Annotated in this window: 22 protein-coding genes; all 22 read left to right on the top strand. The window is 36.1% G+C overall.

The genetic code is table 11. From position 1 onward, the window contains the following. The first annotated feature begins 41 nt into the window (after positions 1 to 41). Complete coding sequence (locus HORE_RS11885; protein ID WP_015924007.1) at positions 42 to 800, top strand: GntR family transcriptional regulator; 759 nt, start codon at positions 42 to 44, stop codon at positions 798 to 800. Between the two features lie 20 nt (positions 801 to 820). Beyond that, positions 821 to 1960 (top strand): N-acetylglucosamine-6-phosphate deacetylase, encoded by a 1140-nt coding sequence (gene nagA, locus HORE_RS11880; RefSeq protein WP_015924006.1) that lies wholly within the window; start codon positions 821 to 823, stop codon positions 1958 to 1960. A gap of 34 nt (positions 1961 to 1994) precedes the next feature. Then, entirely contained in the window at positions 1995 to 2720 is a 726-nt protein-coding gene (gene nagB, locus HORE_RS11875; protein ID WP_015924005.1) for a glucosamine-6-phosphate deaminase, read from the top strand. A 315-nt stretch (positions 2721 to 3035) separates the two neighbouring features. Then, positions 3036 to 3731 (top strand): sugar transferase, encoded by a 696-nt coding sequence (locus HORE_RS11870; protein ID WP_015924004.1) that lies wholly within the window; start codon positions 3036 to 3038, stop codon positions 3729 to 3731. An 11-nt stretch (positions 3732 to 3742) separates the two neighbouring features. Beyond that, on the top strand, positions 3743 to 4579 hold the full coding sequence (locus HORE_RS11865) for a YveK family protein (protein ID WP_015924003.1): 837 nt from the start codon (positions 3743 to 3745) through the stop codon (positions 4577 to 4579). A 20-nt stretch (positions 4580 to 4599) separates the two neighbouring features. Further along, positions 4600 to 5766: a GumC family protein gene (locus HORE_RS11860; protein ID WP_041606149.1), complete on the top strand. Its 1167-nt coding sequence runs from the start codon at positions 4600 to 4602 to the stop codon at positions 5764 to 5766. Between the two features lie 95 nt (positions 5767 to 5861). Further along, positions 5862 to 7241 carry an ISLre2-like element ISHor2 family transposase gene (locus tag HORE_RS11855; RefSeq protein WP_012635658.1) on the top strand — a complete coding sequence of 460 codons (1380 nt, stop codon included), beginning with the start codon at positions 5862 to 5864 and terminating at the stop codon, positions 7239 to 7241. Positions 7242 to 7318: 77 nt separating this feature from the next. Then, on the top strand, positions 7319 to 7918 hold the full coding sequence (locus tag HORE_RS11850; protein WP_015924001.1) for a GNVR domain-containing protein: 600 nt from the start codon (positions 7319 to 7321) through the stop codon (positions 7916 to 7918). Positions 7919 to 7934: 16 nt separating this feature from the next. After that, positions 7935 to 9011, top strand: coding sequence for a mannose-1-phosphate guanylyltransferase (locus tag HORE_RS11845; RefSeq protein WP_015924000.1), 1077 nt, complete (start codon positions 7935 to 7937; stop codon positions 9009 to 9011). A 41-nt stretch (positions 9012 to 9052) separates the two neighbouring features. Next, complete coding sequence (locus HORE_RS11840) at positions 9053 to 10552, top strand: flippase (RefSeq protein ID WP_015923999.1); 1500 nt, start codon at positions 9053 to 9055, stop codon at positions 10550 to 10552. A 56-nt stretch (positions 10553 to 10608) separates the two neighbouring features. Continuing rightward, positions 10609 to 11595: a sulfotransferase family protein gene (locus tag HORE_RS11835; RefSeq protein ID WP_015923998.1), complete on the top strand. Its 987-nt coding sequence runs from the start codon at positions 10609 to 10611 to the stop codon at positions 11593 to 11595. A gap of 68 nt (positions 11596 to 11663) precedes the next feature. Beyond that, positions 11664 to 12821, top strand: coding sequence for a glycosyltransferase family 4 protein (locus HORE_RS11830; RefSeq protein WP_015923997.1), 1158 nt, complete (start codon positions 11664 to 11666; stop codon positions 12819 to 12821). Beyond that, positions 12799 to 13974, top strand: coding sequence for a glycosyltransferase family 4 protein (locus HORE_RS11825; RefSeq protein ID WP_015923996.1), 1176 nt, complete (start codon positions 12799 to 12801; stop codon positions 13972 to 13974). The genes HORE_RS11830 and HORE_RS11825 overlap by 23 nt, the downstream gene beginning before the upstream one ends. Before the next feature lie 31 nt (positions 13975 to 14005). Continuing rightward, positions 14006 to 15304 (top strand): O-antigen polymerase, encoded by a 1299-nt coding sequence (locus HORE_RS11820; RefSeq protein ID WP_015923995.1) that lies wholly within the window; start codon positions 14006 to 14008, stop codon positions 15302 to 15304. Between the two features lie 687 nt (positions 15305 to 15991). Further along, a complete protein-coding gene (locus tag HORE_RS12595) occupies positions 15992 to 17071 on the top strand; it encodes a glycosyltransferase family 4 protein (protein WP_015923994.1) in 1080 nt (359 codons plus the stop codon). Positions 17072 to 17107: 36 nt separating this feature from the next. Continuing rightward, a complete protein-coding gene (locus tag HORE_RS11810; protein ID WP_015923993.1) occupies positions 17108 to 17860 on the top strand; it encodes a glycosyltransferase family 2 protein in 753 nt (250 codons plus the stop codon). Between the two features lie 57 nt (positions 17861 to 17917). After that, positions 17918 to 18874 (top strand): SDR family oxidoreductase, encoded by a 957-nt coding sequence (locus HORE_RS11805; protein WP_015923992.1) that lies wholly within the window; start codon positions 17918 to 17920, stop codon positions 18872 to 18874. Between the two features lie 107 nt (positions 18875 to 18981). Next, positions 18982 to 20364, top strand: coding sequence for a UDP-glucose dehydrogenase family protein (locus HORE_RS11800; RefSeq protein WP_015923991.1), 1383 nt, complete (start codon positions 18982 to 18984; stop codon positions 20362 to 20364). A gap of 193 nt (positions 20365 to 20557) precedes the next feature. Further along, the gene (locus tag HORE_RS11795; RefSeq protein WP_015923990.1) at positions 20558 to 20908 is read left to right on the top strand and encodes a hypothetical protein; all 351 of its coding nucleotides are present in this window, start codon (positions 20558 to 20560) and stop codon (positions 20906 to 20908) included. 273 nt (positions 20909 to 21181) lie between these two features. Then, complete coding sequence (locus HORE_RS11785) at positions 21182 to 22372, top strand: ROK family transcriptional regulator (protein ID WP_015923989.1); 1191 nt, start codon at positions 21182 to 21184, stop codon at positions 22370 to 22372. Positions 22373 to 22408: 36 nt separating this feature from the next. Further along, complete coding sequence (fba, locus tag HORE_RS11780; RefSeq protein ID WP_015923988.1) at positions 22409 to 23260, top strand: class II fructose-1,6-bisphosphate aldolase; 852 nt, start codon at positions 22409 to 22411, stop codon at positions 23258 to 23260. A 133-nt stretch (positions 23261 to 23393) separates the two neighbouring features. Further along, positions 23394 to 24467, top strand: coding sequence for a bifunctional phosphoglucose/phosphomannose isomerase (locus tag HORE_RS11775; RefSeq protein ID WP_015923987.1), 1074 nt, complete (start codon positions 23394 to 23396; stop codon positions 24465 to 24467). Positions 24468 to 24472 lie beyond the last annotated feature (5 nt).

The following is a 24472-nucleotide window of genomic DNA, read 5'->3' as shown; positions in this document are numbered from 1 at the left end:
TATTAAATCCACTTATTTAAAGAGAAAAGGAGGCCATGAGAATGAATAACCTGAAAGAAATGCCACCGGTTAATAAAAATAGCCCCATCCCCCTTTATTACCAGCTTAAGGACCTGTTAATCAGGGCTATTAAAGAGGGAAGCCTTAAACCAGGTGACCGGATACCCTCAGAGCGGGAGCTGGCCGAATATCATGATATCAGCCGGATGACTGTTCATAAGGCCATTGAACAGCTTGTGCAGGAGAATTACCTCTACCGGGAGAAGGGAAAGGGTACTTTTGTCGCCCGGAAGAAAAAGAGCCGGACTATCTCCCCCCTGGCCAGCTTTTCGGCCGAGATGAAGGCCCAGGGCCTCAGAGCAAAAACCATCATTATCGACTGGGAGATGAAAGAGGCAGATGATGAACTAGCACAACACCTGAAGTTATCACCCGGAGAGAAGGTCTACTCCCTTACCAGGCTCAGGCTTGTTGAAGATAAACCCTTTCTCCTGGAGGAATCTTATCTACCGGTCAAGCTCTGTCCGGACCTGAAGCGGACTGAACTTGAGGGGAGCTCCCTTTACACCATCTTAAGGGAGAAGTATCATTACAATATGAAAAAGGCTGAAGCCACCGTTGAGCCCGTCCTTTTAATAGATGGGATAGCTGAGAAACTTAAAGTGGAAGAAGGGTCAATGGGCCTTAAGTTTTGCCAGACTACCTATCTTTCCAGCAAAACCCCAATTGAATATACCAGGGCTCATTACCGCAGTGATGAGTATAAATTTAAATTAAAATTTAATTTTAAAGAAGGGTGACCGACAGGAGGGATACATCTTTGAAAGCACTTAAAAATATTAAACTGGTTACAATAGAAGGGATTTTTACCGGGAAAGCGGTCCTTTTTGAAGATAGGATTGAGAAGATAATTGCTGAGGAAGAAGTTGAAGGGTTAAAAGTTAATGGCCTTGAGGTTATTGATGGGGAGGGGAATTACCTTGCGCCGGGTTTTATTGATATCCATACTCATGGAGCGGCAGGTTATGATACCATGGACGGCAACTATGAAGCCCTCAACAATTATTCAAAGGCCATCGTCCGGACCGGGGTTACTTCCTTTACACCGACGACAATGGCCATGCCGGAGGAGAGGATCACAAAGGCCCTGGATGCTGTAAGGCAAGCCCGGGCAAAAGGGGTAGAGGGAGCAAAAATTTTGGGTGTTTATATGGAAAGCCCCTTTATCAGTCCCGGGTACCGTGGTTGCCAGGCCAGGGAGGCCATTAAGGAACCGGCTATATCATTTTTAAAGGATTATACAGATGTTGTTAAAGTTGTGACCCTGGCTCCAGAAAGGGAAGGGGCCAGGAAGTTAGTGGAGTTTTTAAGGGAAAATGGTATTGTGGCGTCGGTCGGCCATTCTGCCGCCAGTTATGATGATGTCATTAGAGCCCGGGAGTGGGGAATAAGTCACGCCACCCATCTCTTTAACGCCATGACAGGGTTACACCACCGGAGACCGGGTATAGTGGGGGCGGTACTAACTACAGATCTGACCTGTGAGCTTATCGCCGATTTAATCCATATCCATCCAGCTGCCCTTAACCTGGTGTTCAAAGCAAAGGACTGGGAGGATATTATCCTGGTTACCGATCAGATGGAGGCTACTACTTTAGAGGATGGCACCTACGAACTGGGAGGACAGAAGGTTATAGTTAAAGAGGATTCAGCCCGTCTAGAGGATGGTACCCTGGCGGGAAGCATTTTGACTCTGGACAGGGCCCTCAGCAATATTGTAAAGATAAGTGACCTTCCCCTCCACCGGGTTATTGCCATGATAACTTCAAACCCGGCCCGGCTTCTGGGGGTCGCTGATGAGATAGGTAGTATTGCCCCCGGCTACCGGGCTGATATGGTTTTACTTGATAAAGAACTTAAAGTAAACAAGGTTTTTGTAGATGGAGAAATCAAATGTTAAATTTACATTAAATTTTAATCAGGGAGGTAGGATAATGAGGGTTCTTATAGAAGAAAATTACCGGGAGATGAGTAAAAAAGCGGCTTTACTGGTAGCAAGCCAGGTTATCTTAAAACCCGATAGTGTCCTGGGGCTGGCCACAGGGAGTACCCCCATCGGGATGTATCAGGAGCTTGCTGAGATGTATAAAGAGGGGGAGATAGATTTTTCAGAGGTTACTACCTTTAACCTCGATGAATATTATAACCTTCCCCCGGAGGCCCCCCAGAGTTACCATTATTATATGAAGGAAAACTTTTTTAAACATGTCAATATACATCCTGCCAGGACCCATATACCAGATGGGATGGCCGGTGATGTCGAGGCAGAGTGTCAGGATTATGAAGAAAAAATAAGGCGGTCCGGGGGGATTGACCTTCAAATACTGGGGATTGGCCCCAACGGCCATATCGGGTTTAATGAACCCGATGAGCGTCTCAATGTAACCACCCACCTGGTGGATCTGACTGAGGAGACCATCCAGGCCAATAGCCGGTTCTTTGATTCCCCTGATGATGTTCCCCGCAAGGCTATCTCAGTAGGGATGGCAACCATACTTAAAGCGAGACGGATTATTCTTCTTGCCAGTGGCAGGAATAAGGCCAGGGCCATAAAGGAGACTGTAAGCGGCTATGTCAGCACTAAAGTACCGGCTTCATTGCTCCAGACCCACCCCGAGGTAACCCTGATTATAGATAAAGAGGCAGCCTCTTTGCTGTAAATTATTAAATTTGTATACATGGTAAATACTGACAATGATTACCTGAAACTTTTGTAAAAATTGAACAGGGCTGCAGGTGTGTTAATGTTCACCTGTCACATTTCGGGTATAATAATTTCCATATAATATAAAATGACGACAAAAATCCCTTGCCAAATATACACAGATTGTATATAATTATAAACTGGAAATTATTAAATGTAAAAATGTAATAGAAACTATGGAGGATTACTATCACTTTTGTCGAATAAAAATAATTGAAGGTTTTATATTTCCGGGTTTTTAACGAAATTTTTAAAGACAGGGGGGAGAAAAATGGCCAATAATTACCAGGAGAGTTTAGCCGGGGCCTGGGAAACTTATGAGAGGCAAGTTGAAGGCAAAAATAAGAAAAAGAAGGGTTACCGGATTAAGGGATACAACCCATCCCCTGTCTATTTAATTACTAAAAGAATAATTGATATATTAGCTTCTGCAACCGGTCTAATTCTGGCTTCACCGGTAATGTTGCTGGTGGCTATTGCCATCAAACTCGATAGCCCCGGTCCCATTATCTACAGTCAGGTAAGAGTGGGTAAGGGTGGCAAAGAGTATCTGATATTTAAATTCCGTTCCATGGTTAATAATGCCGAGGCCAGGACCGGGGCTGTATGGGCCAGAAAAGATGATAACCGGGTAACCCGGGTTGGGAAGTTTATCCGTAAAACCCGTCTCGATGAGTTACCTCAGTTATGGAATGTTCTTAAAGGGGAGATGTCCCTGGTCGGGCCCCGTCCCGAAAGGCCACTCTTTGTAGAGAAATTTGAGAGGGAACACCCCGGTTTTAAAAACCGTCTTCTTGTCAAGCCTGGCTTAACCGGACTGGCCCAGGTTAACGGGGGTTATGATATAAAACCCCATCAGAAGTTGAGGCTTGATTTACTGTACATATCCAATCAGAGTCTGTGGCTTGATTTTAAAATTATTTTAAAAACTATATATGTAGTAATTTTCGGGCATGGCGCCAGATAACGGAGGAAAGGGTGGGACTGTTGGAGGAAGTCAGGTATTATGAGGAATATGAGATTGATCTTAGGGAATACATAAAGGTTCTATGGGCTGGCAGATGGTTGGTTATTTCCCTGATGGGGATAGCGATTCTCCTCGTGGGACTGGCCAGCTATTTTCTTATTAATCCCGTTTATGAGACTGAAGCTGTTATCAGGCTTACCAGTACCGATGGTATATACAGCAGGCCGGCCAGTATGGCCCGACTTATTAAAAGCCCTTCCTTACTCAAAGGGGTAATGGAGGGTGTAAACCGGGAATATACCATGTCAGAATTACATACTTTTGCCAGTAATAATATAAAGGTTAACCATGTCAGGGAAACCAGTATGCTTGAAATCAAGGTTAGCCATACTGAACCCCGGTTAGCCTTTGATATTTTAGAGGGGTTAATCGTAAAAGCACAGGAAAAATCAGATAAGTATTACCGGAAGGTTGTTAATCATAAAGAAACATATTTACAGGGGATAATTACTGAACTTGACGAGATTAACCAGCGGATCGGTTCGGTGGAGGAAGGGATAGAAAAGCTTAATAACCGTGATTTACCGGCTGTAGAGAAATATGTCCTGTTAAACAGCCTTGATAATAACCTCGATTCTCTCTTAACCTATAAAAGGGGCCTGGTTAAAGATAAAAACAGGCTGGAGAGAGAGTTATTAACCTTAAGGCCGTTGGAAGTTATAAGCAGCCCCTATGTTCCGGAAAACCCGGTTAGCCCCAATATAAAGTTAAATGTAGTCATTGCCGGTATTTTAGGATTAATGATGGGAGTTTTCATTGTTTTTTTCAGGGAATTTATGAAGGAATGATGATTTGCAGGTAGTATAATATGCAGAAAGGGTTGAAAATTCAGGTGGAAGAAAAGAGAAATTATGATGAATATGAAATAGATTTAAGGGAATATATCAGGGTCTTATGGAAAGGACGGTATCTAATTCTGGGCCTGATGGTTATAGCCCTCCTTATAACCGGGGTTTATTTTAAGCTTTTTACCTCCCCGGTTTACGAGGCCAGAGCTACCCTCTTAATCATACCTCCTACCTACAAGACGTCACTGGAGGTGGCTACTTTACCCCTCGATACCTATAAAAACCTGGCTATGACTGATACCATGAAAGCTGATATTATTGAAAAACTTAAACTAAACAATATAGACGGTGAATCATATACTACCTCCGATTTAGGAGATAAAATGTCAATTGAGATCTTAACAGGTAGTAATCCTAACAGAAGAGATTCCCTTGAGGCCCCCCTGATTGTCCTCAAAGTTAAAAGCAAGAAACCTGAATTGGCCAGTAAAATTGCCAACACCTGGGCCGAACTTTTTATGGAGGCAACCAGGAAGATCAGGAAGGGAGAAGTCAGGGAAATAAGCCTGGTAATTGAGGAACAGTTTAATGATACCAGGGAAAAACTGAATGAAGTCCAGAATAAACTGGAGGAGTTCAGGGAGCAAACCCGTCCTGGCCTTGTTGAAATAGAACTAGAGGTTAAGGAAAAAAGATTACGGGAGTATTCTGACAAATTATTAGAAATAAAAACAGACCTGGGTTCGGTCCAGGCTGAATATAATCATTTTAAGGATATGGTAAAGGAACAGGAAGATAAGGGAGAGTGGCTTGGAGAACTGGGAGAAAACAACACCAGTCAGGATGATATCCCGATTGTTGAGGCCCGGAATAAATACCTGGCAAGCCAGGCAGAACTGATGAATTTTTTTAAGGATCATGACCTTGATCTTTTAAAAGAAGAGATAGAGGTTAAAAGAAAACTTCTTAAGAATTATTATCAAAAACTGGCTTCACTGGAGAATAAACTGAAAACAAGGCAGGTTGAAATAGATAGGATCAACTCCCTGCTTGAGAATGAACCTTCCACCTGGGAGCTTGAAAGGTCACTGACAGATGATGTCTTCTGGGAGAAGGTATTTACACCTGAAGAAATAAAGGCCCTTAAAGATTTGAGGCTTACTGATGAGATTATAAACCCCATATAGAACGTGTAAAATTTAAGTAGGAAAAGAAGGAAAACAAGGTATAGATAAAGAAATAGAGACCTCAAACAAACCCGACCAAAGGAGTTGAGGTCTCTATGGTAAATATTTTACTACAAAACATAACAGATATCAATACCTTGGAGAAGGCAGCACTGGAACTTGCAAGGCAGATAATGGAGAAGGTAATAGAAAAGCTTGAAGAAGAGCTATTTAAAAATAAAGATAAAAATTTAGAAGTAGTAAGATTTTTAGAAAGAACGATATCGACTAAAGTTGGAAACATCAAGCTTAGAAGGCGACTATATAAAGACCAAAAAACAGGAAAAAGCGTCATTTTACTGGACAAAAAACTGGGGTTAAAAAAGAAAAAAAGAGTAAGTGGAGAATACCTAAAACTGCTGGTAATACTGGCAAGTAAGATGAGCTACAGGCAAGTGGAGGAAGTACTGGCTGAAGCCGGTTTTCCCCATTTAAGCCATACAACTATCTTTAATGAAGTCAGGGATTTTGGAAAAAGGGAGTCAGAGAGACTCAAACATGAAAAAGAGGAAGTATTCACTGGAGGTAAGATTTTAAAAGGAGAGGAAAAAGAAATACCACTACTATTCATTGAAGCTGACGGGATAATGGTTGGTAGTCAGGAAGAAGGAGGAAAGAAGCTGGAAATCAAACTGGGATTAATCCATGAGGGCTGGGAATACACTAGTCCAGCAAAAAAACGGAAGAGATTGAAGGAGCCACAAATAGTAGCAGGAGTCTATGGAAAAGCAGATGACTTTTATGAAGAATTAATCCATCAAATAAGCAAAAAATATAATCTTGAAAACACTTTAGTAGTATTAAACGGGGACGGTGCCAGCTGGATACAAAAGACCAGTAAGGAATACTTTGAAAATATAATAGTACAACTGGATAGGTATCATATAAAAAGAGATATAGGATTATACTTTGGAAGAGAAGTTGCAGATGATTTATGCAGGGTATTAGCAGAAGGAAGAAAGCAGGTATTTCTGGACACATTGGAATCGTTAATATGTATGGGAGAAACAGCTGAAAACCGAGAAAAGAGGAGGAAAATAATAAAGCATTTTAAAAAGTATGAAGAGCACTTATTAGATTACAGATATCGAATACCAACAGAATTAAGGAATAAAGAATTACATGGGATGGGAGCAGCTGAGGGCTATGTGGATAAGAATGTGGCTCGCAGGATGAAGAACCAGGGAATGAATTGGAGCAAAAAAGGTGCTGAGGCAATGGCTAGAATTTTAATGTTAAAACATAACAAGGAATTAAAAGAAAGACTTGGAGATCAGTATTACACAATAAAAAACCCGGTAAGGAAAATAAAATATATGTTTAAGAAAGTGGACAGGGATTGGAGTAAGTGGTTACAGGCAAAAATACCTGCAATAAATGGTCCAGATAGCGGTAAAGATTGGGTAAAAGCAATAAGAGGACTGGCAACTATTTAGAATAAATATTTATGGGTTGTTTGAGGTGAAATATTCTTCCTACCTTTTCTTGACACGTACACCCCATATATAGTCAGTTGAAAAAGAGACTGACTAATGCTACAATACAGGTGGAAAGCCTGCCTCAGGAAATAGCCCATTATGAAAAACTTATTAAGGTTGAAACTGAAGAATTAAAACAACTTCAGGTCAAGCTCCACAGCTGGGAGCAAGAAATGGACAACCTGGAGGCAGATGTAGCTCACTACCGTAAGCTATATGAAAAAGAAGCTTTAAGTTACCGTAACCTGAGAAATGATTTGATTAACACCAGAATAGAGCTGGATCATTTACAGAATCAACTGGCCTTTTACAGAGAAGCCAGAGACAGCCTTGAAGAAGAGGTTAAAAAGCTTCAGACATTTATAGGACGAAACAGGATTATTGAAAAACAGCTTGAACAGAGGGTTAATGATATACAAAAAACCTATGAGATGCTGGCTGCTAAATATGAAGAGGCCCGGATAACTGAAGCCCAGAAAACCAGTGATGTCAAGTTTATAGCAAGGGCAGTACCCCCGGCAAGACCCCTGGGGAACAGAGCCAGACTTAATATGGCTATAGCAGGCATTCTGGCATTTATGATAGGTGTATTTGTGGTTTTCTTACGTGAATTTTTAAAGGAAGAAGAAAATTAGGAAGGGTGCAAACCAGATGGTAACAGCATTGATAATGGCCGGTGGCGAAGGGACCCGTTTCTGGCCCTTAAGCCGGAGCAATAGGCCAAAGCAGTTTCTAAAACTGACTGATGACCAGAAGACCATGCTCCAGGAGACGGTAGAGCGGATAAAAGAACTGGTGCCACCGGATAAGGTATTTATAGCTACCAATGAAAGTTATAAAGAGGCCATAAAAAAACAGCTTCCTGAAGTTCCTGAAGAAAACATTATAATAGAACCATATAAAAGGGATACAGCTGCGTGTATTGGACTGGCTTCATTATATATAGAGAAGAAATTCCCGGGATCCACCATGGTTGTGTTACCGGCTGATCATCTTATCAAAAACAAAGAAAGGTTTATAAATATTTTACAAAAAGCGGTAATGACAGCGGCCGTCGGACCGAATCTTGTTACCATCGGGATAGAGCCGACCCATCCGGAGACAGGATATGGTTATATCCACTTCGGAGAACTTCTTCATACCATAGACGAGGACAGGGTTTATCAGGTTAAGGAGTTTACTGAAAAACCCGACCTGGATACAGCCAGAGAATTTCTGGAAGAGGGAACCTACCTCTGGAACAGCGGGATGTTTGTCTGGAGGGTGGAGACTATCCAGGATAAGATAGAAAAACACATGCCCGAACTCAGTAAAGCCATGGAACGAATTAGACAGGCCCTGGGAACAGATCTGGAAGATAAGGTTGTCAGGGAAGAGTTTAAAGAGCTTGAAGGTATTTCTATCGACTATGGTATTATGGAAAAGGCCAGTGATATTTATGTTATCCCCGGTGATTTCGGCTGGGATGACCTGGGAAGCTGGCCGGCTTTAGAGAGAGTTAAGAAAGTAGATAAAGATGGTAATGTTGTCCTGGGAAAACACTATGGTATAGATACCAAAAACTCAATAATTCACAGTGAAGATAAAGTAGTAACCACTATTGGATTGAAGGATATAGTAATTGTAAATACCAGGGATGCCATTCTTATTTGTGATAAGAAAAGAGCCCAGGAGGTTAAGGAGATAAGGGAGATATTGCATAGGAATGGTATGGAAGAGTGTCTTTAATACATTATAATTTTATAAATAAGAAAGGCATGGTATAATGAATGGAAGAAGAACTGTTAGATGTAACTAAAAAATCAGGGGTAGTTTTCATTGGTCGCATAATAGGGGTTTTATTCGGGCTTGTATTTAATTTCATAGTCGCCCGATATATGGGTGCTGAAGCCTATGGAAGGTTTATGTATGTCTATACTTTTATTAGTTTTTTCCCAATTATAACCAGGTTTGGGCTGGACCAGGGCCTGGTCTCATTTTTGCCACCATTGGTTGATGATAATAAAGTGGAAGAACGTAATGGATTAATAACCTCATCAATATTATTTACCTTAATAACTGGTTTTGTTTTATCTACTATAATCATAACTAATAGTAAATTTATTGCCACAAATATATTAAATAGTCCGGAGTTAGTGGATTTAATTAGATATTCTACGCCTTTATTAATTTTACTAGCTTTTACGCAGTTATCCCGGGGCATATTCAGGGGAATAGGAATAATAAAATATTTTGTTCAGGGTCAAAATATACTAACTCCCATAGTAAAAATAGCCTGTATAATAACATTTTCATTTCTAGGATTTAAAATTTATGGTATATTAATTTCTTTCTATATATCTTTAGGTTTAACCAGTCTATATTTATTTTATAAAATTTTAAAAATGGGATTTTTAAGTAGTATTAAATCTATTAATCATGGTCTATTAAAAGATGTATTCCGGTTTTCTTTTCCATTGTTGTTGACAGGTTTATTAGGATTCTTAATAAATAGAATTGATACATTTATGATTGGATATTTTCTCTCTGATGACAAAGTTGGCATTTACAACATAGCTCTAAGAATAGGTACAATGAGCAGTTTTATCCTAATAGCTTTTAATACCATGTTTGCACCAATGATTTCTTCTTTACACCATAAAGGGGAAATGGATAAACTTGCAGCTATGTATAAAATAATTACAAAATGGATTTTAGCAATTAATTTAGTTGCTTTTTCTATTATTTTACTCTTTAACAGGGATATAATGCATCTGTTTGGAAAAGAGTTTATAGCTGGATCAACAGCTTTAGTATTAATATCAATAGGTCAGGTTGTTAATGCTGGCGTGGGTTCTGCAGGATATATTAATGTTATGACAGGGCATCCTCATTATGAATTGTATACCAACATATTAGTTGTGGGTATGAATGTAACATTAAACTATGCTTTAATACCCAACTATGGAATAAATGGAGCAGCGGTTGCATCATTAATATCAGTATCACTAACCAATATAATAAAACTTTTATTAGTATATAAAGATCATAAAATTCATCCATATAATTTTGATTATTTTAAAGTAGTTGGCTCTGTGACAATTAGTTTTATGTTGGTTTATTATTTAAATAATATTATACAAATTTTTTGGCTTATTAAATTGTTATTATTAACATTCTTATTCTTTGTTATGACTGCAATAATATATTACTTCATAGGTGGTTTATCTACTGAAGACTTGCTTGTTTTAAAGAAATTAGTGGGAAAACTGTATTATAGAAAAAAGTAATATAAGTTTTAAGACATGGAAATTATCAAAATGGAAATGATGTAGGAGGTAAATTAATGAATAAAAACCCTATTTTTATATTAGGTGCACATAAATCTGGAACAAGTTTATTAAGAAGCCTTTTTGATGGTCATAGTGAGCTTTTTGTTATTCCTATTGAGGCTCATTTTTTTCAACATAATGGTTATTGGGTTGATTATGGCATTAGAAGACAATATCCAGAAAATATAAATGAAAAACAAATTATTAATAATTATATAGAGTGGATAGACAAATCAAATACAACACCAGGTGGATTTGCTGATAGTGATACAAGAGGATTATGGGATATTACGAAATTTAAAGAAAAAATAAAACAAGGGACCGATTATAGTAATATAAAAAAATCAATTGAAAATTATATAGAAGCAATGTATTATTCTTTATATAATGAGGAATTACCAAATGACATTAGAGTTGTTGAAAAGTCAGTAGAAAATGCTGAATTTGCTATAGAATTAAAAAAAATATTCCCAAATGCTAAATTTGTTCATATAATTAGGAATCCTTATTCAAATTTAGTTTCGATAAGGAAGTTTAAATCAAAAAGAGGATATCCATTTTTAAAGAGGATAATAGCCTCTCTTTATAATAGTTATTATTTTTTAGAAAAAAATCAAAGGATAATTACAAAGGATTATTTAGTAATAAAATATGAAGATTTGGTTACAAAACCAAAAAAAATTATTAATGAAATTAGTGATTTTTTAGATATAGCTAAAGAAGAAATTTTATACAAACCAACTGTTCAAGGCCAACAGTGGCATGGAAACAGTACAACAGGGAAAAAATTCAAAACGATTTCCTCAGAAAGATTGTTTAAATGGAAAGAAGAAATAAATCCTTTGGAGGTTAGAATCATTAATAAAAAATTTAAATATATTATTGATAAATATAATTATAACTTTTATGAAAATAAAAATAAAAAACACTTATTGTATCCAGCTAAACAAGAGGGATTAAAAGTTTATATAGCTAATAGAATTTTATATAATTATTTTTAAATTGGTTATTCATGAAAGATATAATAAGACTAAGACTAGGTATTCGATAAATGGGAGGATTTTTGTAAATGAACATATGTTTATTTTCAAGTGATTATCTCCCGAATATCGGGGGAATAGCTAATCATGTAGCAGAATTAGGGAGAGCTTTAGTTAAATTGGGACATAATGTTGTCGTTTTTACAAAATGTAGTTTTAAAGAACAAAAAAATTTCAAGATAAACGTTGAAGATGACAAAGGGATGAAGGTCATAAGAGTTCCTATTATTGATATTCCCAAAATTAGAGGATTGAATATGAGAATTCTATATTATTATTATTTAAAAAAAATATTAAAAAAGTATAGTATTGATATTTTACATTGGCATTGTTTAACTCATGATTCATATGTTACTAGAAAAATTAATTTTGATAATATAGTTTTTACGAATCATAGTTCAACCTTTTTACTACGAATGGAAAAGAAGGAATATGATAGATTAAAAAAAGATATATTTCATGCAAGAGAAATTATTGCACCTAGTAAAGAACTTTGTGAAAAGACAGTAGAGTTAGGATACCCTGTAGATAAAGTGCATTATATATCTAATGGTGTTGATTTAGATAGATTTACCCCTAATATTAATGTTCAAGAGTTAAAAAGAGAATTAAAAATAAAACAAGATGAAAAGGTAGTTGTCTGTGCTAGAAGATTTGCCAAAAAGAATGGTGTTATTTATTTAGTTAAAGCTATTCCTGAAATAATAAAAAGATTAAATGGAAAAATAAAGTTTGTTTTCGTTGGAGATTTCCCAATTGACCATCCAGAATCTGAAAAAAGAGAAATTTTAGACTACATCAATGAAGCTAGTTTAAATAAATATATCATATTAACAGGTCCGATTCCTTCAGAAGATATGCCCAGATATTATTCTTTAGGTGACATTTCTGTATTACCTTCTTTAAAAGAAGCAACTAGTTTAAGTGGATTAGAATCTATGGCATGTGGAGTACCAGTTATTGGTACAGAAGTAGGTGGGATTCCTCAAATAATTGAAAATCATGTTAATGGTGTTTTAGTTCCTCCAAAAAATAGTATAAAATTAGCAGATGCTATTGTAAGTATATTACAAGATAATAAGGAAAGGGATATTTATAGTGTAAATGCTAGAGAATTTGTTAAAGAAAATTATTCGTGGATCAGGGTAGCCAAAGATACTCTTGATGTTTATAAAAAAATACTTTAGTTTTTTTGGGGGGATTTCTATTAAAAGAATTTTAATAATAAATGTAGAAACTCAATTTGGAGGGGCTGAAAAGTCCATAGTGGATATATTTAAAAAAATTAGTGAAAAAGAAGAATATGAAGTTTTATTTTTAGTTGAAAACAGTAAAATGAAAAATATACTAAATAAAGAAAATATTAAATTTAAAGTAATTAGTTTGGGAAAGTTAAATAAAAATATAGTAGGTATAAGTAAACTATTGTATGGTAACTTACTAGTTTTTATTGAAATATTACAATATAAACCACATATTGTTTTTAGTAATACAGATATAAGTCATATGATAAGCTTTTTATCTTGTTTTTTAACTAATATTCCTTTTATTTTGATATTACGTGATTATCGTTTTAAAAAAATTGCCAAAACATTATTGGAACCTTTTGTGAAAAATATAGTTTGTGTATCTGAACATTTAAAGAATTTTTATAAGGGTGGAAACAAGTATGAAGTTATTCCTAATGGAATAATAGTAAATGATATTATTAATTCACAATATAGATTAATTTATCGACATAAATATGCTAAAAATAATGAGATAATTTATGGTGTTGCAGCAAGATTTGCTAGGTGGAAGGGGTTGGATAAATTAATAAAAGCTTTCAATTTAGCTAATAAAAATATAAACAATTTTAATGCTAAATTATTAATTGCTGGTTCAGCACAAGAAAGCACTGAACAGTATAATTATTATCTGGAATTAAAAGAATTAATTAAAAAACTTGGTATAGAAGATAAAGTAAGTTTTATTGGATGGATAGAAGATCCATTAGAATTTTTTTACAATTGTGATGTTATTATTTCAAGTTCTATTACAAAATATGGAGGACCAGAATCTTTTGGCAGAACTATTATTGAAGCGTGGAGTGTTAAAAAACCTGTAATTACTACAAATTGTGGAGGACCAAGTTATATTGTTGAAGATGGAAAAACTGGTCTTAAAGTTAATGAAGAAAATTTAATAGTAGAAATGAAAAATGCAATTTTAGAATTATATAAAAGCAAGAAGAAAAGAAAAAAGATAGGGAATGAAGGTTTTCGACGGGTTAGTGATACTTATAATATTGATAAAGTTATTCAAAATTATTTGAAGTTAATAAAATACAATTCATTATAAAAAGTTGGAAAAAATTTAGGGTGAAAAAAACATGAGATTTAAAATGGCAAATATTAGTTTAAAGTTATTATTACTATTTTTTTTGTTAGCTCCATTTCATGGTGTTATAAAAGTTATAAATCATAATACTCTTAATAAACCTATATTAAATGTGTGGAAAGAAGTATTGTTTATTTTTATCTTAGCTCTATCTATTTTATATTTAATCAAAAAGAAAAAAATACATATTACTAATTTTGGGGGAAAAATTATAATTATAATTTATTTACTTGTATTTAATCTAATCTTAAATCTATATTTTGGAATTGTAAATAAAAATATTGTAATAATACAGTGGTTATGGGGAGTAAAAGTAACTTTTTTTTATGGGTTAATAATATTTATAGTAATTATACATGATATTAATTGGCAAAAATTTATTAATAAAATTATTAATATTCTTTCATTTTTAGCTCTTTTTATTATTGGTTTTGCTTTATTACAGTTTTTTTTAGGCACAGAATTTATTTCCAGTATAAATTTTGTGGCAGATGGAATGAAAACAAATTTAATCCGTTCTGGTAATATTCGAGCTTCTTCTATTTTCAGACAACCTGTAACTTTCGGTATGTTTTGCCTTATATTATTAAGTTTTAACATATTAAAAAAAGGTTTTATGCCCAACATAGTTTCTATTATGTCAATTATAGGCATATTAATATCTACTTCTAGAACTAGTATATTGGCTTTAGTAGTTATGTTGTTTTATTGTTTATTACTTAAAAGAAAAAAATATAATATTTTTCTAAAACTTTCTTTAATTATTCCTTTGGTTATTGTATTTGCATTAAATATAATAGTACCTTATATTGAAAATAATTTACTTAGTAGTAATATTGGAGTGTTAAGAACATATTTGTATACTAATACTTTTTTTGTTAGGATTAATAAGTGGAAGACGCTAATGACATCATGGGTAAAGAGTAAAGGAATTGTTCATATTTTTATTGGGAAAGGATGGGGTTATCTAGGTGGGGGGCAGCACATTTTTAAATTTATTCAAGGAAATCCCAGTGTTCCATATGATCCTGTCGATAATCTTTATTTGTTTCTTTTAATAAATAGTGGAATTGTGGGATTAATATTATTTATTTCAATTATTATAATGTGTATGAGAAAAGCCCTTATGATGATGCAATTTAGTAGTGAAGTGAATTATGATTTTTTGAATAGTGTGCTACTTTTTTTGTCAACTTTCCTTATTATTGGAGTGTTTATTACAGGTATAGAGTCATTTATATTTCAAATTTATTTATATTTGATTATAGGAAGTTTGATGAAATATTCTTAGCCTTAAAGGAACCTCTAAAGTGTAAAATACCTATGATTTTTAAGCAAATTGTAAATTTAATTTATAAAAAAAGGATAAAACAAAGGATGAAATGAAAATATTCAAAGGCTGTAAACCATCTGAAGTTAGCTGATGAGTATGGGTATCAAGTCGTAATAATTTTGGGAAATTTTTTAACAGACAATTTAATGGTTTTTTCAATAATAAACTAAGCCAACAAAGATGCTTAACTAAAAAACAGAACGAAAAAACGAAAAAGATTATAGGTGAACAAAAAAATCCAGCTCAAAATCCTTTAAAAACAGCCTTGGGTACTTCAGTTAATAGGATTAATCTGATTGATATAAACTTAAATTTGAGTATACAAATTTATAACTTTGTTGGCTGTCAATATTTTCGGAAAAAATTGACTGGGCTACTTTAGCTATGGGAGTTGGTACATTTTGATGTACAATGATATATGTATTAATGCCATAATATTATCACAAATAAATTCTATGCAATTTGATGTTAGAAAATAAAAATAGCTACACACACTACTACACACACTAATAAATAAAAGGTTATATTTGTGCGTGGAAAATATAATTTTTTATTCTATATAAGGGTAAAGGTTATATTAAATATTGATACGGTTTTTTTATTTTAATATAGATTTTATTTGTCTACCTATGAGGTGTTGTAGATATGGATAAAAAAATAACAATATTTACTCCTTATTTATCAAAAACAATGGGTGGAATTCAAAATTTATCTTTCAATCTATTTAAGTATTTAAAAGAATATGTTAAAGTTTCTGCATATTCAGGGAATATAAATGATGAAAAAATCAAAGGTGTTTATTACTCAAAATATAATAATTCACAAATTAAAATAGGTTATGACTTATTTAAGAAGTCATATTACGACTTTAAGAAAAACAAAAGTTACATTAATATTGCTTTAACTTGGAAACTAGGAATAATAACTTATTTATTAAAGATATTATATAATATTCCTTATATAGTTTATGTACATGGAAATGATATTTACCCTGACAATAAAAATTTTGTTGAAAAATTTGTGATAAAAAGAGTCTTAAAGAATGCGAATAAAATAATTGCTAATAGTAAATTTACAAAAAAATTATGCAATACATATGGTGAATTTAACATAAAAGTAATTCACCCTGGAATTGATTATAAAAATATAAAGATTGATAATAAAAACAAAGTCAAAAATAGGAAAATATTGTTTACGTTATCACGATTAGAGCAAAGAAAGGGTATTGATAATACTCTCAGAGCTATGCCTGAAATAATATCTAGATATCCAGATATCCATTATTATATCGGGGGGAAAGGTCCATATAATAAAATACTAAAACAAATTGTTAGTGAATTGAATATTGAAAACTATGTTACATTTTTAGGTTTTATTTCAGAAGAACAAAAAGATGAAATGTATAAAAAGTGTGATTTGTTTGTTATGCCGAGCTATGAGGTTAAAAAAGATGGAAGTGTAGAAGGTTTTGGAATAGTATATTTAGAAGCTAATATGTATGGTAAGTTTGTGATAGCAGGTAATTCAGGAGGGATTTTGGATGCAGTAAACCATGGTAAGACCGGGTTGATAGTTGATGGTGGCGATCCTAAAAGTATATCTGAGGGAATTATAAAGTTTTATGAAGAATATTATAACAAAAAGAATTACCAAGAAGATTGTATAAGATGGGCGGAAAAGCATGATTGGAATAATATAATTAATCAAGTGTTAGATTTATTATAACTCAATATACTTAAACTTATCTATGGAGGAATTTAAATGAGATCTGAATTAGTTTCAGTAATTACTCCACTTTATAATTCAGAACAGTTTATTGAAAAGACTATAAAAAGTGTTTTAAACCAAACATATGCAAATTGGGAAATGATAGTAGTGGATGATTGTTCAACTGATTCAGGTCCAGATATAGTTAAGGAATATTTAAAGAAAAATAGTAGGATTAAATTAATTAAATTGAAAAAAAATAGTGGAGCTGCTGTAGCTAGAAACAAGGGAATTAAGATAAGCAAAGGCAGATACATTGCCTTTTTGGACAGTGATGACCTCTGGCATAAAGATAAATTAAAAAAGCAGGTTGAATTTATGAAAAACAATAATGTTGTTTTATCATATACAGCTTACAGAAAAATAGATGAGTTTGGAAATTTAAGGGGTATTATAAGACCTCCCAAAAAAATTAATTATAATCAACTACTGAAAACCAATTCTATTGGTTGTTTAACTGCGATGTATGATACCAAATATGTTGGAAAAGTATATATGCCAGTTATTGATAGAAGACAAGATTATGCACTTTGGTTAAAGATTTTAAAAAAAGGGATAACGGCTTATGGAGTAAATGAAGTCTTGGCCTATTACAGAACAAATAAAAATTCGTTGTCTAGTAATAAAGTTGTTTCTGCAAAATATCAATGGAAAATATACCGTCAGATAGAAAATTTATCTATTGTTAAATCGTTATATTATTTTATTAACTATTTTATTAATGGATTAAGTAAATATTTAAAATGAAAATTTATTAAAAAATCCTTTGTAACTAATACTAAATAAAATAGGAGACTGTTAATAATGATTATTTTAGCAACCGGTGGAGCAGGTTTTATCGGCTCAAATATAGTAGATAAGTTAATAAATATAGGACATGATGTGGTTGTTGTGGACAACCTTTCTACGGGCTATAAGACAAACCTTAATTCTACAGCTAAATTTTATAAAGTAGATATAATATCATCAGATATAGAAGATATTATAAAAAAAGAAAAAATAACCCACGTAATTCATCATGCAGCCCAGATAGATGTCCAGCGTTCTGTTAAAGATCCCATTTTTGATGCTGATAATAATATAAAAGGTACCATTAATTTACTCGAGGCCTGCCGTAAAAATAATGTAGAAAAGATAATATATGCTTCTTCAGCTGCGGTCTATGGAGAACCCGATTATTTACCCATTGATGAAAGCCATCCTATAAAAGCCATGTCTCCCTATGGTATTAGTAAACATACCCCGGAGCATTACATAAAGATGTATGGAGAATTATATGATTTAAAATATACCATTTTAAGGTATGCCAATGTTTACGGTCCCCGCCAGGATCCAAAAGGAGAGGGTGGGGTAGTCTCTATATTTACTGATAAAATGGTGAACGGTGAACAGCCAGCAATTTATGGAGATGGGAAACAGACACGTGATTTTATTTATGTCGAAGATATCGTTGCAGCCAATCTTAAAGCTCTTAATAGAGGTGATAATCAAATAGTTAATATTAGTACCAGGACTCAGACCAGTGTCATTGAATTATTTAAAACTATGAAAGATATCCTGAAAATGGATATAGAACCCATATTTAATCGGGAAAGGCCAGGGGATATTCGCCATAGTTACCTTGATAACTCCCGGGCTAAAGAGGTTTTAGACTGGGCTCCACGGTATGACTTAAAGTCAGGGTTAACCAGGACAATATCGTATTATGCCCGTCAACTTGGTTTAGATGAGGTAGCGACTACCCTGGAAGAAAGCTTATAAAATTTTACTTTTATTAATCATAGTATATGTTTATTTGCTAAAGTGCTCTAAATATATTATCATAAACATATAAGTGAATAATTTAACAAGGTACTGGAGGGGTTAAGATGTACGAAAATAAAATAAGTGTCATCGGAACAGGTTATGTAGGCCTGGTCAGTGGAGTCTGTCTGGCTGACTTCGGTAATACTGTTATCAATGTTGACATTGATGAAGAAAAGATTAACAAACTTAATAATGGTGAAGTTCCCATTTATGAGCCTGGACTTTCAGAATATCTACAGAGAAACTTTGAATCAGGCAGGATATCCTTTACCACAGATGTAAAAGAGGCCATCGAGAATTCAGGGGTTGTCTTTATTGCGGTAGGTACTCCTCCAAAGGATGATGGGAGTGCTGACCTGCAGTATGTTCTTTCGGTAGCCCGGGATATCGGTAAATATATGAATGGCTATAAAGTCATAGTGGACAAGTCTACTGTGCCCATCGGTACTGGACGGAAGGTAGCGGCCGTTATCCAGGAGGAGCTGGACAAACGCGGGGTGGACTATAAGTTTGATGTTGTCAGCAATCCCGAATTTTTAAGGGAGGGTAAGGCTGTTTATGATTTTACCCACCCCGACAGGGTGGTTATCGGGACCGAGAGTGAAAAGGCCCGTGATATATTAAAAGAAGTATACCGTGCTTTATACTTAAATGATACTCCCTTTGTCTTTACCAACCTGGAGACAGCTGAAATGATAAAATATGCCTCAAATGCCTTTCTGGCCACCAAGATTTCCTTTATTAACGAGATCTCGGTTCTATGTGAAAAGGTCAATGCCGATGTTCAGGTGGTGGCTAAAGCCATGGGTATGGACGGCCGTATCGGGGATAAATTCCTTCACGCCGGGCCCGGATATGGAGGAAGCTGTTTCCCCAAAGATACCAGGGCCATTGTCAGGATTGCTGCTGAAAACGGGGTTGATCTCAAGGTTATTAAGGCCGGAATTGAGGCCAATGAAAATCAGAAGCTATACATGGTAGAAAAGATTGTAAATAAGCTGGGAGACCTCAAGGGTAAGACCCTGGGTATTCTTGGTCTTAGCTTTAAACCGGAAACAGATGATATGCGTGAAGCTCCGGCCCTGACCATTATTCCCGAACTCATAAAACGGGGAGCCCGGATAAGGGCCTTTGACCCCGAGGGCATAAAAGAGGCCACCTGGCGGTTAAAGGATTATGAAAAAGATATTATCTACTGTGATAATGAGTATGAGGTTATGAAGGGGTCCAATGCCCTTGTTTTACTCACTGAATGGAACCAGTTCCGCCGGCTTGACCTGAAGAGGGTGAAAGAGCTTCTTGCTGATCCCGTTTTCTTCGACCTGAGGAATGTCTATGAAGTAGAGGAAGTGGAAAAGGTCGGCCTTGAATATATCGGGGTCGGTACTGCCCAGAAAGCCGACGCTGAGGCCTTTAAAGAGGCTGCAGCGGCCCGGGAGGAGTAACACCGGAAGTTATCCGGGGGTAAAGCAGGGCCAGGTAATATAAATAGATTAACAAAAGTTTAATAATAGATTTGAATAATCCCTGACTGGATTTTATCCGGTCAGGTTTTTTTATTACATCAGGCAGGAAATTGTAAATATTTCTACAAATGTAATTATAATAAAATATTTTGTAGAAACGGAGGTAAGTAAAATGAAAAATTATTTTAAATCAATCAAAAGCCCCTTACAGATGGCCGGTTTTTATCTGGCCTGGATTGAAACTGCCCTGGCGGCAGGCTTATGGCCCCTTAAAGGTCATGAAGAGCTTCTGCCAGTTTTGCTCTACACCGTGGTCGGGGTGGCTATTGCCTTTGCCGGGGCCATGATTTTTATCCTGGTATATCTGGTTATTAAAGACCCCCACTGGCTTTTTAATCCATCTGACTATGACCCCAGTGTCCAGGATGAACTCTTCGACGGGGAACACGATATAGGCAAGGTTGGACAGATATCCAACCCTTATCCAGGGAATAAAGGAGAGAAAAAGGGGGTCAGGGGTTAATCTTTTAAAGGGTAAAACACAAAAGCCATATAAAAGTACATATAAGTTTTTTGTCCATGGTCCGGCCATGGATTTTTTTATTATAACTTTATTAAACATTTTAAATAACAAAAGGGTAAAAATTGTAGAAAAATACGAAAAAACCTCGAAAATAAGAATAAAGTTAAAAAACTTTTTTAAAAAATTTTTAAAAAAAGAAGGAAAATTGATATTTATGTAGTATATTATAAATAGACTTTATTAAAATGAATAATAAAGTAGGAGGGACAGTCAGTGAAAAAAGTGTATCCGGTCAGCTACAAATTACAGAAAGGTATGAATGAAAAGTTAATTTTGAATATTATCAGAAGGGATGGACCCATCTCCAGGGCTGATATATCCAAAAAAACCAATCTGACCCCTCCTACCGTTACCAATGTTATTAATAAACTGGTTGAAGAGAACCTGGTCCTGGAAGATATCATGGGGGAATCTAGTGGCGGAAGGCCCCCTCAGCTGGTCAGGCTGAACCCTGAAGCCTTTAATATAGTGGTCACCCATGTCAGTTCAAACAAATTGACAGGTTATTTGACTGATGCCTATCTGAAAGTTAGCAAAAAAGTTGTTTATGATATAGAAAGACTGGAAAAGCAGAAGATACTGGATTTGATGTTTGAAGTAATCGATGAATTAATAAAATCAGCCTCACAGGAGGTACCTGCCCTTGGGGTGGTTGTCCACGGCCCGGTTAAAGCCCGGGAGGGTGTTTCTGTCTTTGCCCCCAATATAGGGTGGCGTAATGTTCCCATCAAAAAACTGGTTCAGGAGAGATTTAAAAAACCTGTCTGTGTTGAGAATGACGTCAGGGCCATGGGGCTTGGAGAGTTTTATTATGGTTCCGGCAAGGGTGTTGATAACCTGGTCTTTTTAAAGATCGGGTATGGAATAGGTTCAGCCATTATCTTTGACGGGAAGATATTCCGGGGAATCAGTGATAGTGCCGGTGAGTTCGGCCACACTACGGTGGATATAGGTGGCCCCCGGTGTAACTGTGGTAACTATGGCTGCCTTGAAGCCCTCTCTTCTGAAAATGCCATTGTTAAAGCGGTGGTAAAAGATTTGAAGGCAGGCCGGATGTCCCTGGTAAGGGAGCTCTGTGATGGGAATCTGGAGAAAGTAACTCCTGACCACGTTTACCGGGCCGCCGACCGGGGAGATGAGTTGAGCCTGTCTGTATTACAGGAGGCAGCGCGGTATCTGGGTATAGGGATTGCCAACATTATTAATTCTATAAACCCCAAGGTGATTGTTATCGGCGGGGGTATCATCAAGGCCCGACTCCACATTGAAGAGATTATAAACAAAAGTGTTGAAGAAAGGGCATTAACTAATGCCTATCAATCCTGTGATATTGTCTTTTCAGAACTGGGTGATATCGGGACCCTGAAAGGGGCCGGAAATATAGTCATGGATGAAATATTATAAATAGACCTATTACAGTAAGAACAGGGGGAATTAAAGATGTTAGTATCATCTAAGGAAATGTTACAAAAAGCCATGAAAGAAGGTTATGCCATTGCTTCTTTCAATGTACATAACCTGGAGACCTTTAAGGGAGTAATGGAAGGCGGGATTAAAGAAAAAGCCCCGGTAATTATTCAGACTACTCCGGGTACCCTGAGGCATGTTGGAATCAGGTATATGGTGGCCATGGCCAGGGCTGCTCAGCATGAGTATGATATCCCCTTTGCCCTCCATCTCGACCACTGTACTGATATTGAGACCATTAAAAAATGTATCGACCTGGGTTATACTTCAGTCATGGTTGATGGTTCTAAACTGCCTTTTGAAGAAAATATAGCCTTTACTAAAGAGGTAGTTGCCTATGCCCGGGACAGGGGTGTTCAGGTTGAAGCCGAACTGGGCAAGATAGGTGGTCAGGAAGATGACTTAAAGGTGGATGAGAGGGAAGCTACCCTGACTGACCCGGATAAGGCTGTTGAGTTTGTCGACAGGACCGGGGTTGATTCCCTGGCTATAGCCATCGGTACCGCCCACGGGATGTATAAGGGTGACCCTGAGATTGATTATAAGAGGTTGCAGACCATTAAAGGAAAGCTGGAGGTACCCATTGTCCTCCATGGGGCTTCAGGATTAAAAGATGATGTCATCGAAAAAACGGTCCAGTTTGGTGTCAATAAGGTTAATATAGCCACTGACCTTAAAAATGCCTTCGGGGCTGCCCTGAAGACCCACTTCAGGGAAAAACCAGAGGAACTGGACCCCAGGAAGTACTTTAAGACAGCCAGGAAGGCTATTTCTGAGGTAACCGCCCATAAGATAAGGCTTACCGGCAGTAATAATAAAGCATAAATGTAATTAAAGTTGTTTCATCAGGAGCTTTCATAAATAGAGTATCGATAGTTAATTTTCAGGTGTGGACTTTAAACCGGGGGGTTTTTTGCCGGAGATATCATGCCGGAATCCTGGAGAGGGGGTAATGTAGTTGTTAATAGATTTAAATAATATTGAAAAGGTTAAGGAGATTGATAGCCAGAAGGCCATTGAAACCACGGAAAATTATGACAGTCAGTTTCAGGAAGGTTTGAAACTCGGACAATCCATTGAGATTGAAGAACTACCGGACCGGATTGATAATATAATCCTGCTGGGGACCGGTGGGGGGTCAGCAATCACCGGGGGGCTTTTACAGTCCTACCTGTTTGATGAATTACCTGTTCCCCTGTATATAAATCAGGGTTATAATATTCCGGCCTGGGTCGATGAGAATACCCTGGTTTTAGTTGTATCCCATTCTGGTAATACTGAAGAGATTGTTAATTCCTTCAAACAGGCGGAACAGAGGGGAGCCTGTATCTTTATTCTGACCTCAGGGGGGATCCTGGGTGAAAAGGCCCGGGAGCAGGGAATACCCCATCTAATTGTACCCCGGGATATCGGCCATCCCCGCCGGGACCTTGGTTATATCTTTATCCCTTTACTTGCTTTGCTTAACAAACTGGGGTTAATTGAAGATAAAACCGGTGAGGTACTGGATTTGATAGAGCTATTCGGGGAATTAAAAAACCGTTACCGGCTTAAAACCCCCCTTGAGAAAAATCCGGCCAAACAACTGGCTGTTGATCTGGACAACTACATTCCGCTCATCTATGGTTCCCTGGATTATTATGATGTGGTAGCCTGGCGGTGGAAGAACCAGTTTGGAGAAAATGGTAAAAAGCTGGCCTTTTATAACGTTATCCCCAACCTGCACCATGATGAGGCCGTGGGATGGGAGATGGAAAAAGAGGTACTGGAGAGGTTTTACCTGGTGGTTTTAAGGGATTCAGAACTTGACCTGGATAATATTAAAAAACGCAAGGATGTTACCGTTGAAATCCTCAGAGAAAGGATCGGCAAGGTTATCGAGGTTTATGCTGAAGGTCATACCAGGCTGGCCAGGATGTTTTCTTTAATCTACCTGGGAGATTTTGTTACCATTTATCATGCAATTGCCAGGGGGATAGACCCGACACCGGTAAATATAATAGATTATTTTAAAAAGAAAATGATGGAGTGATTTTC

This window comes from Halothermothrix orenii H 168, assembly GCF_000020485.1.
Taxonomy (GTDB): domain Bacteria; phylum Bacillota; class Halanaerobiia; order Halanaerobiales; family Halothermotrichaceae; genus Halothermothrix; species Halothermothrix orenii.
This window is presented reverse-complemented; position numbering and strand designations above follow the sequence as displayed.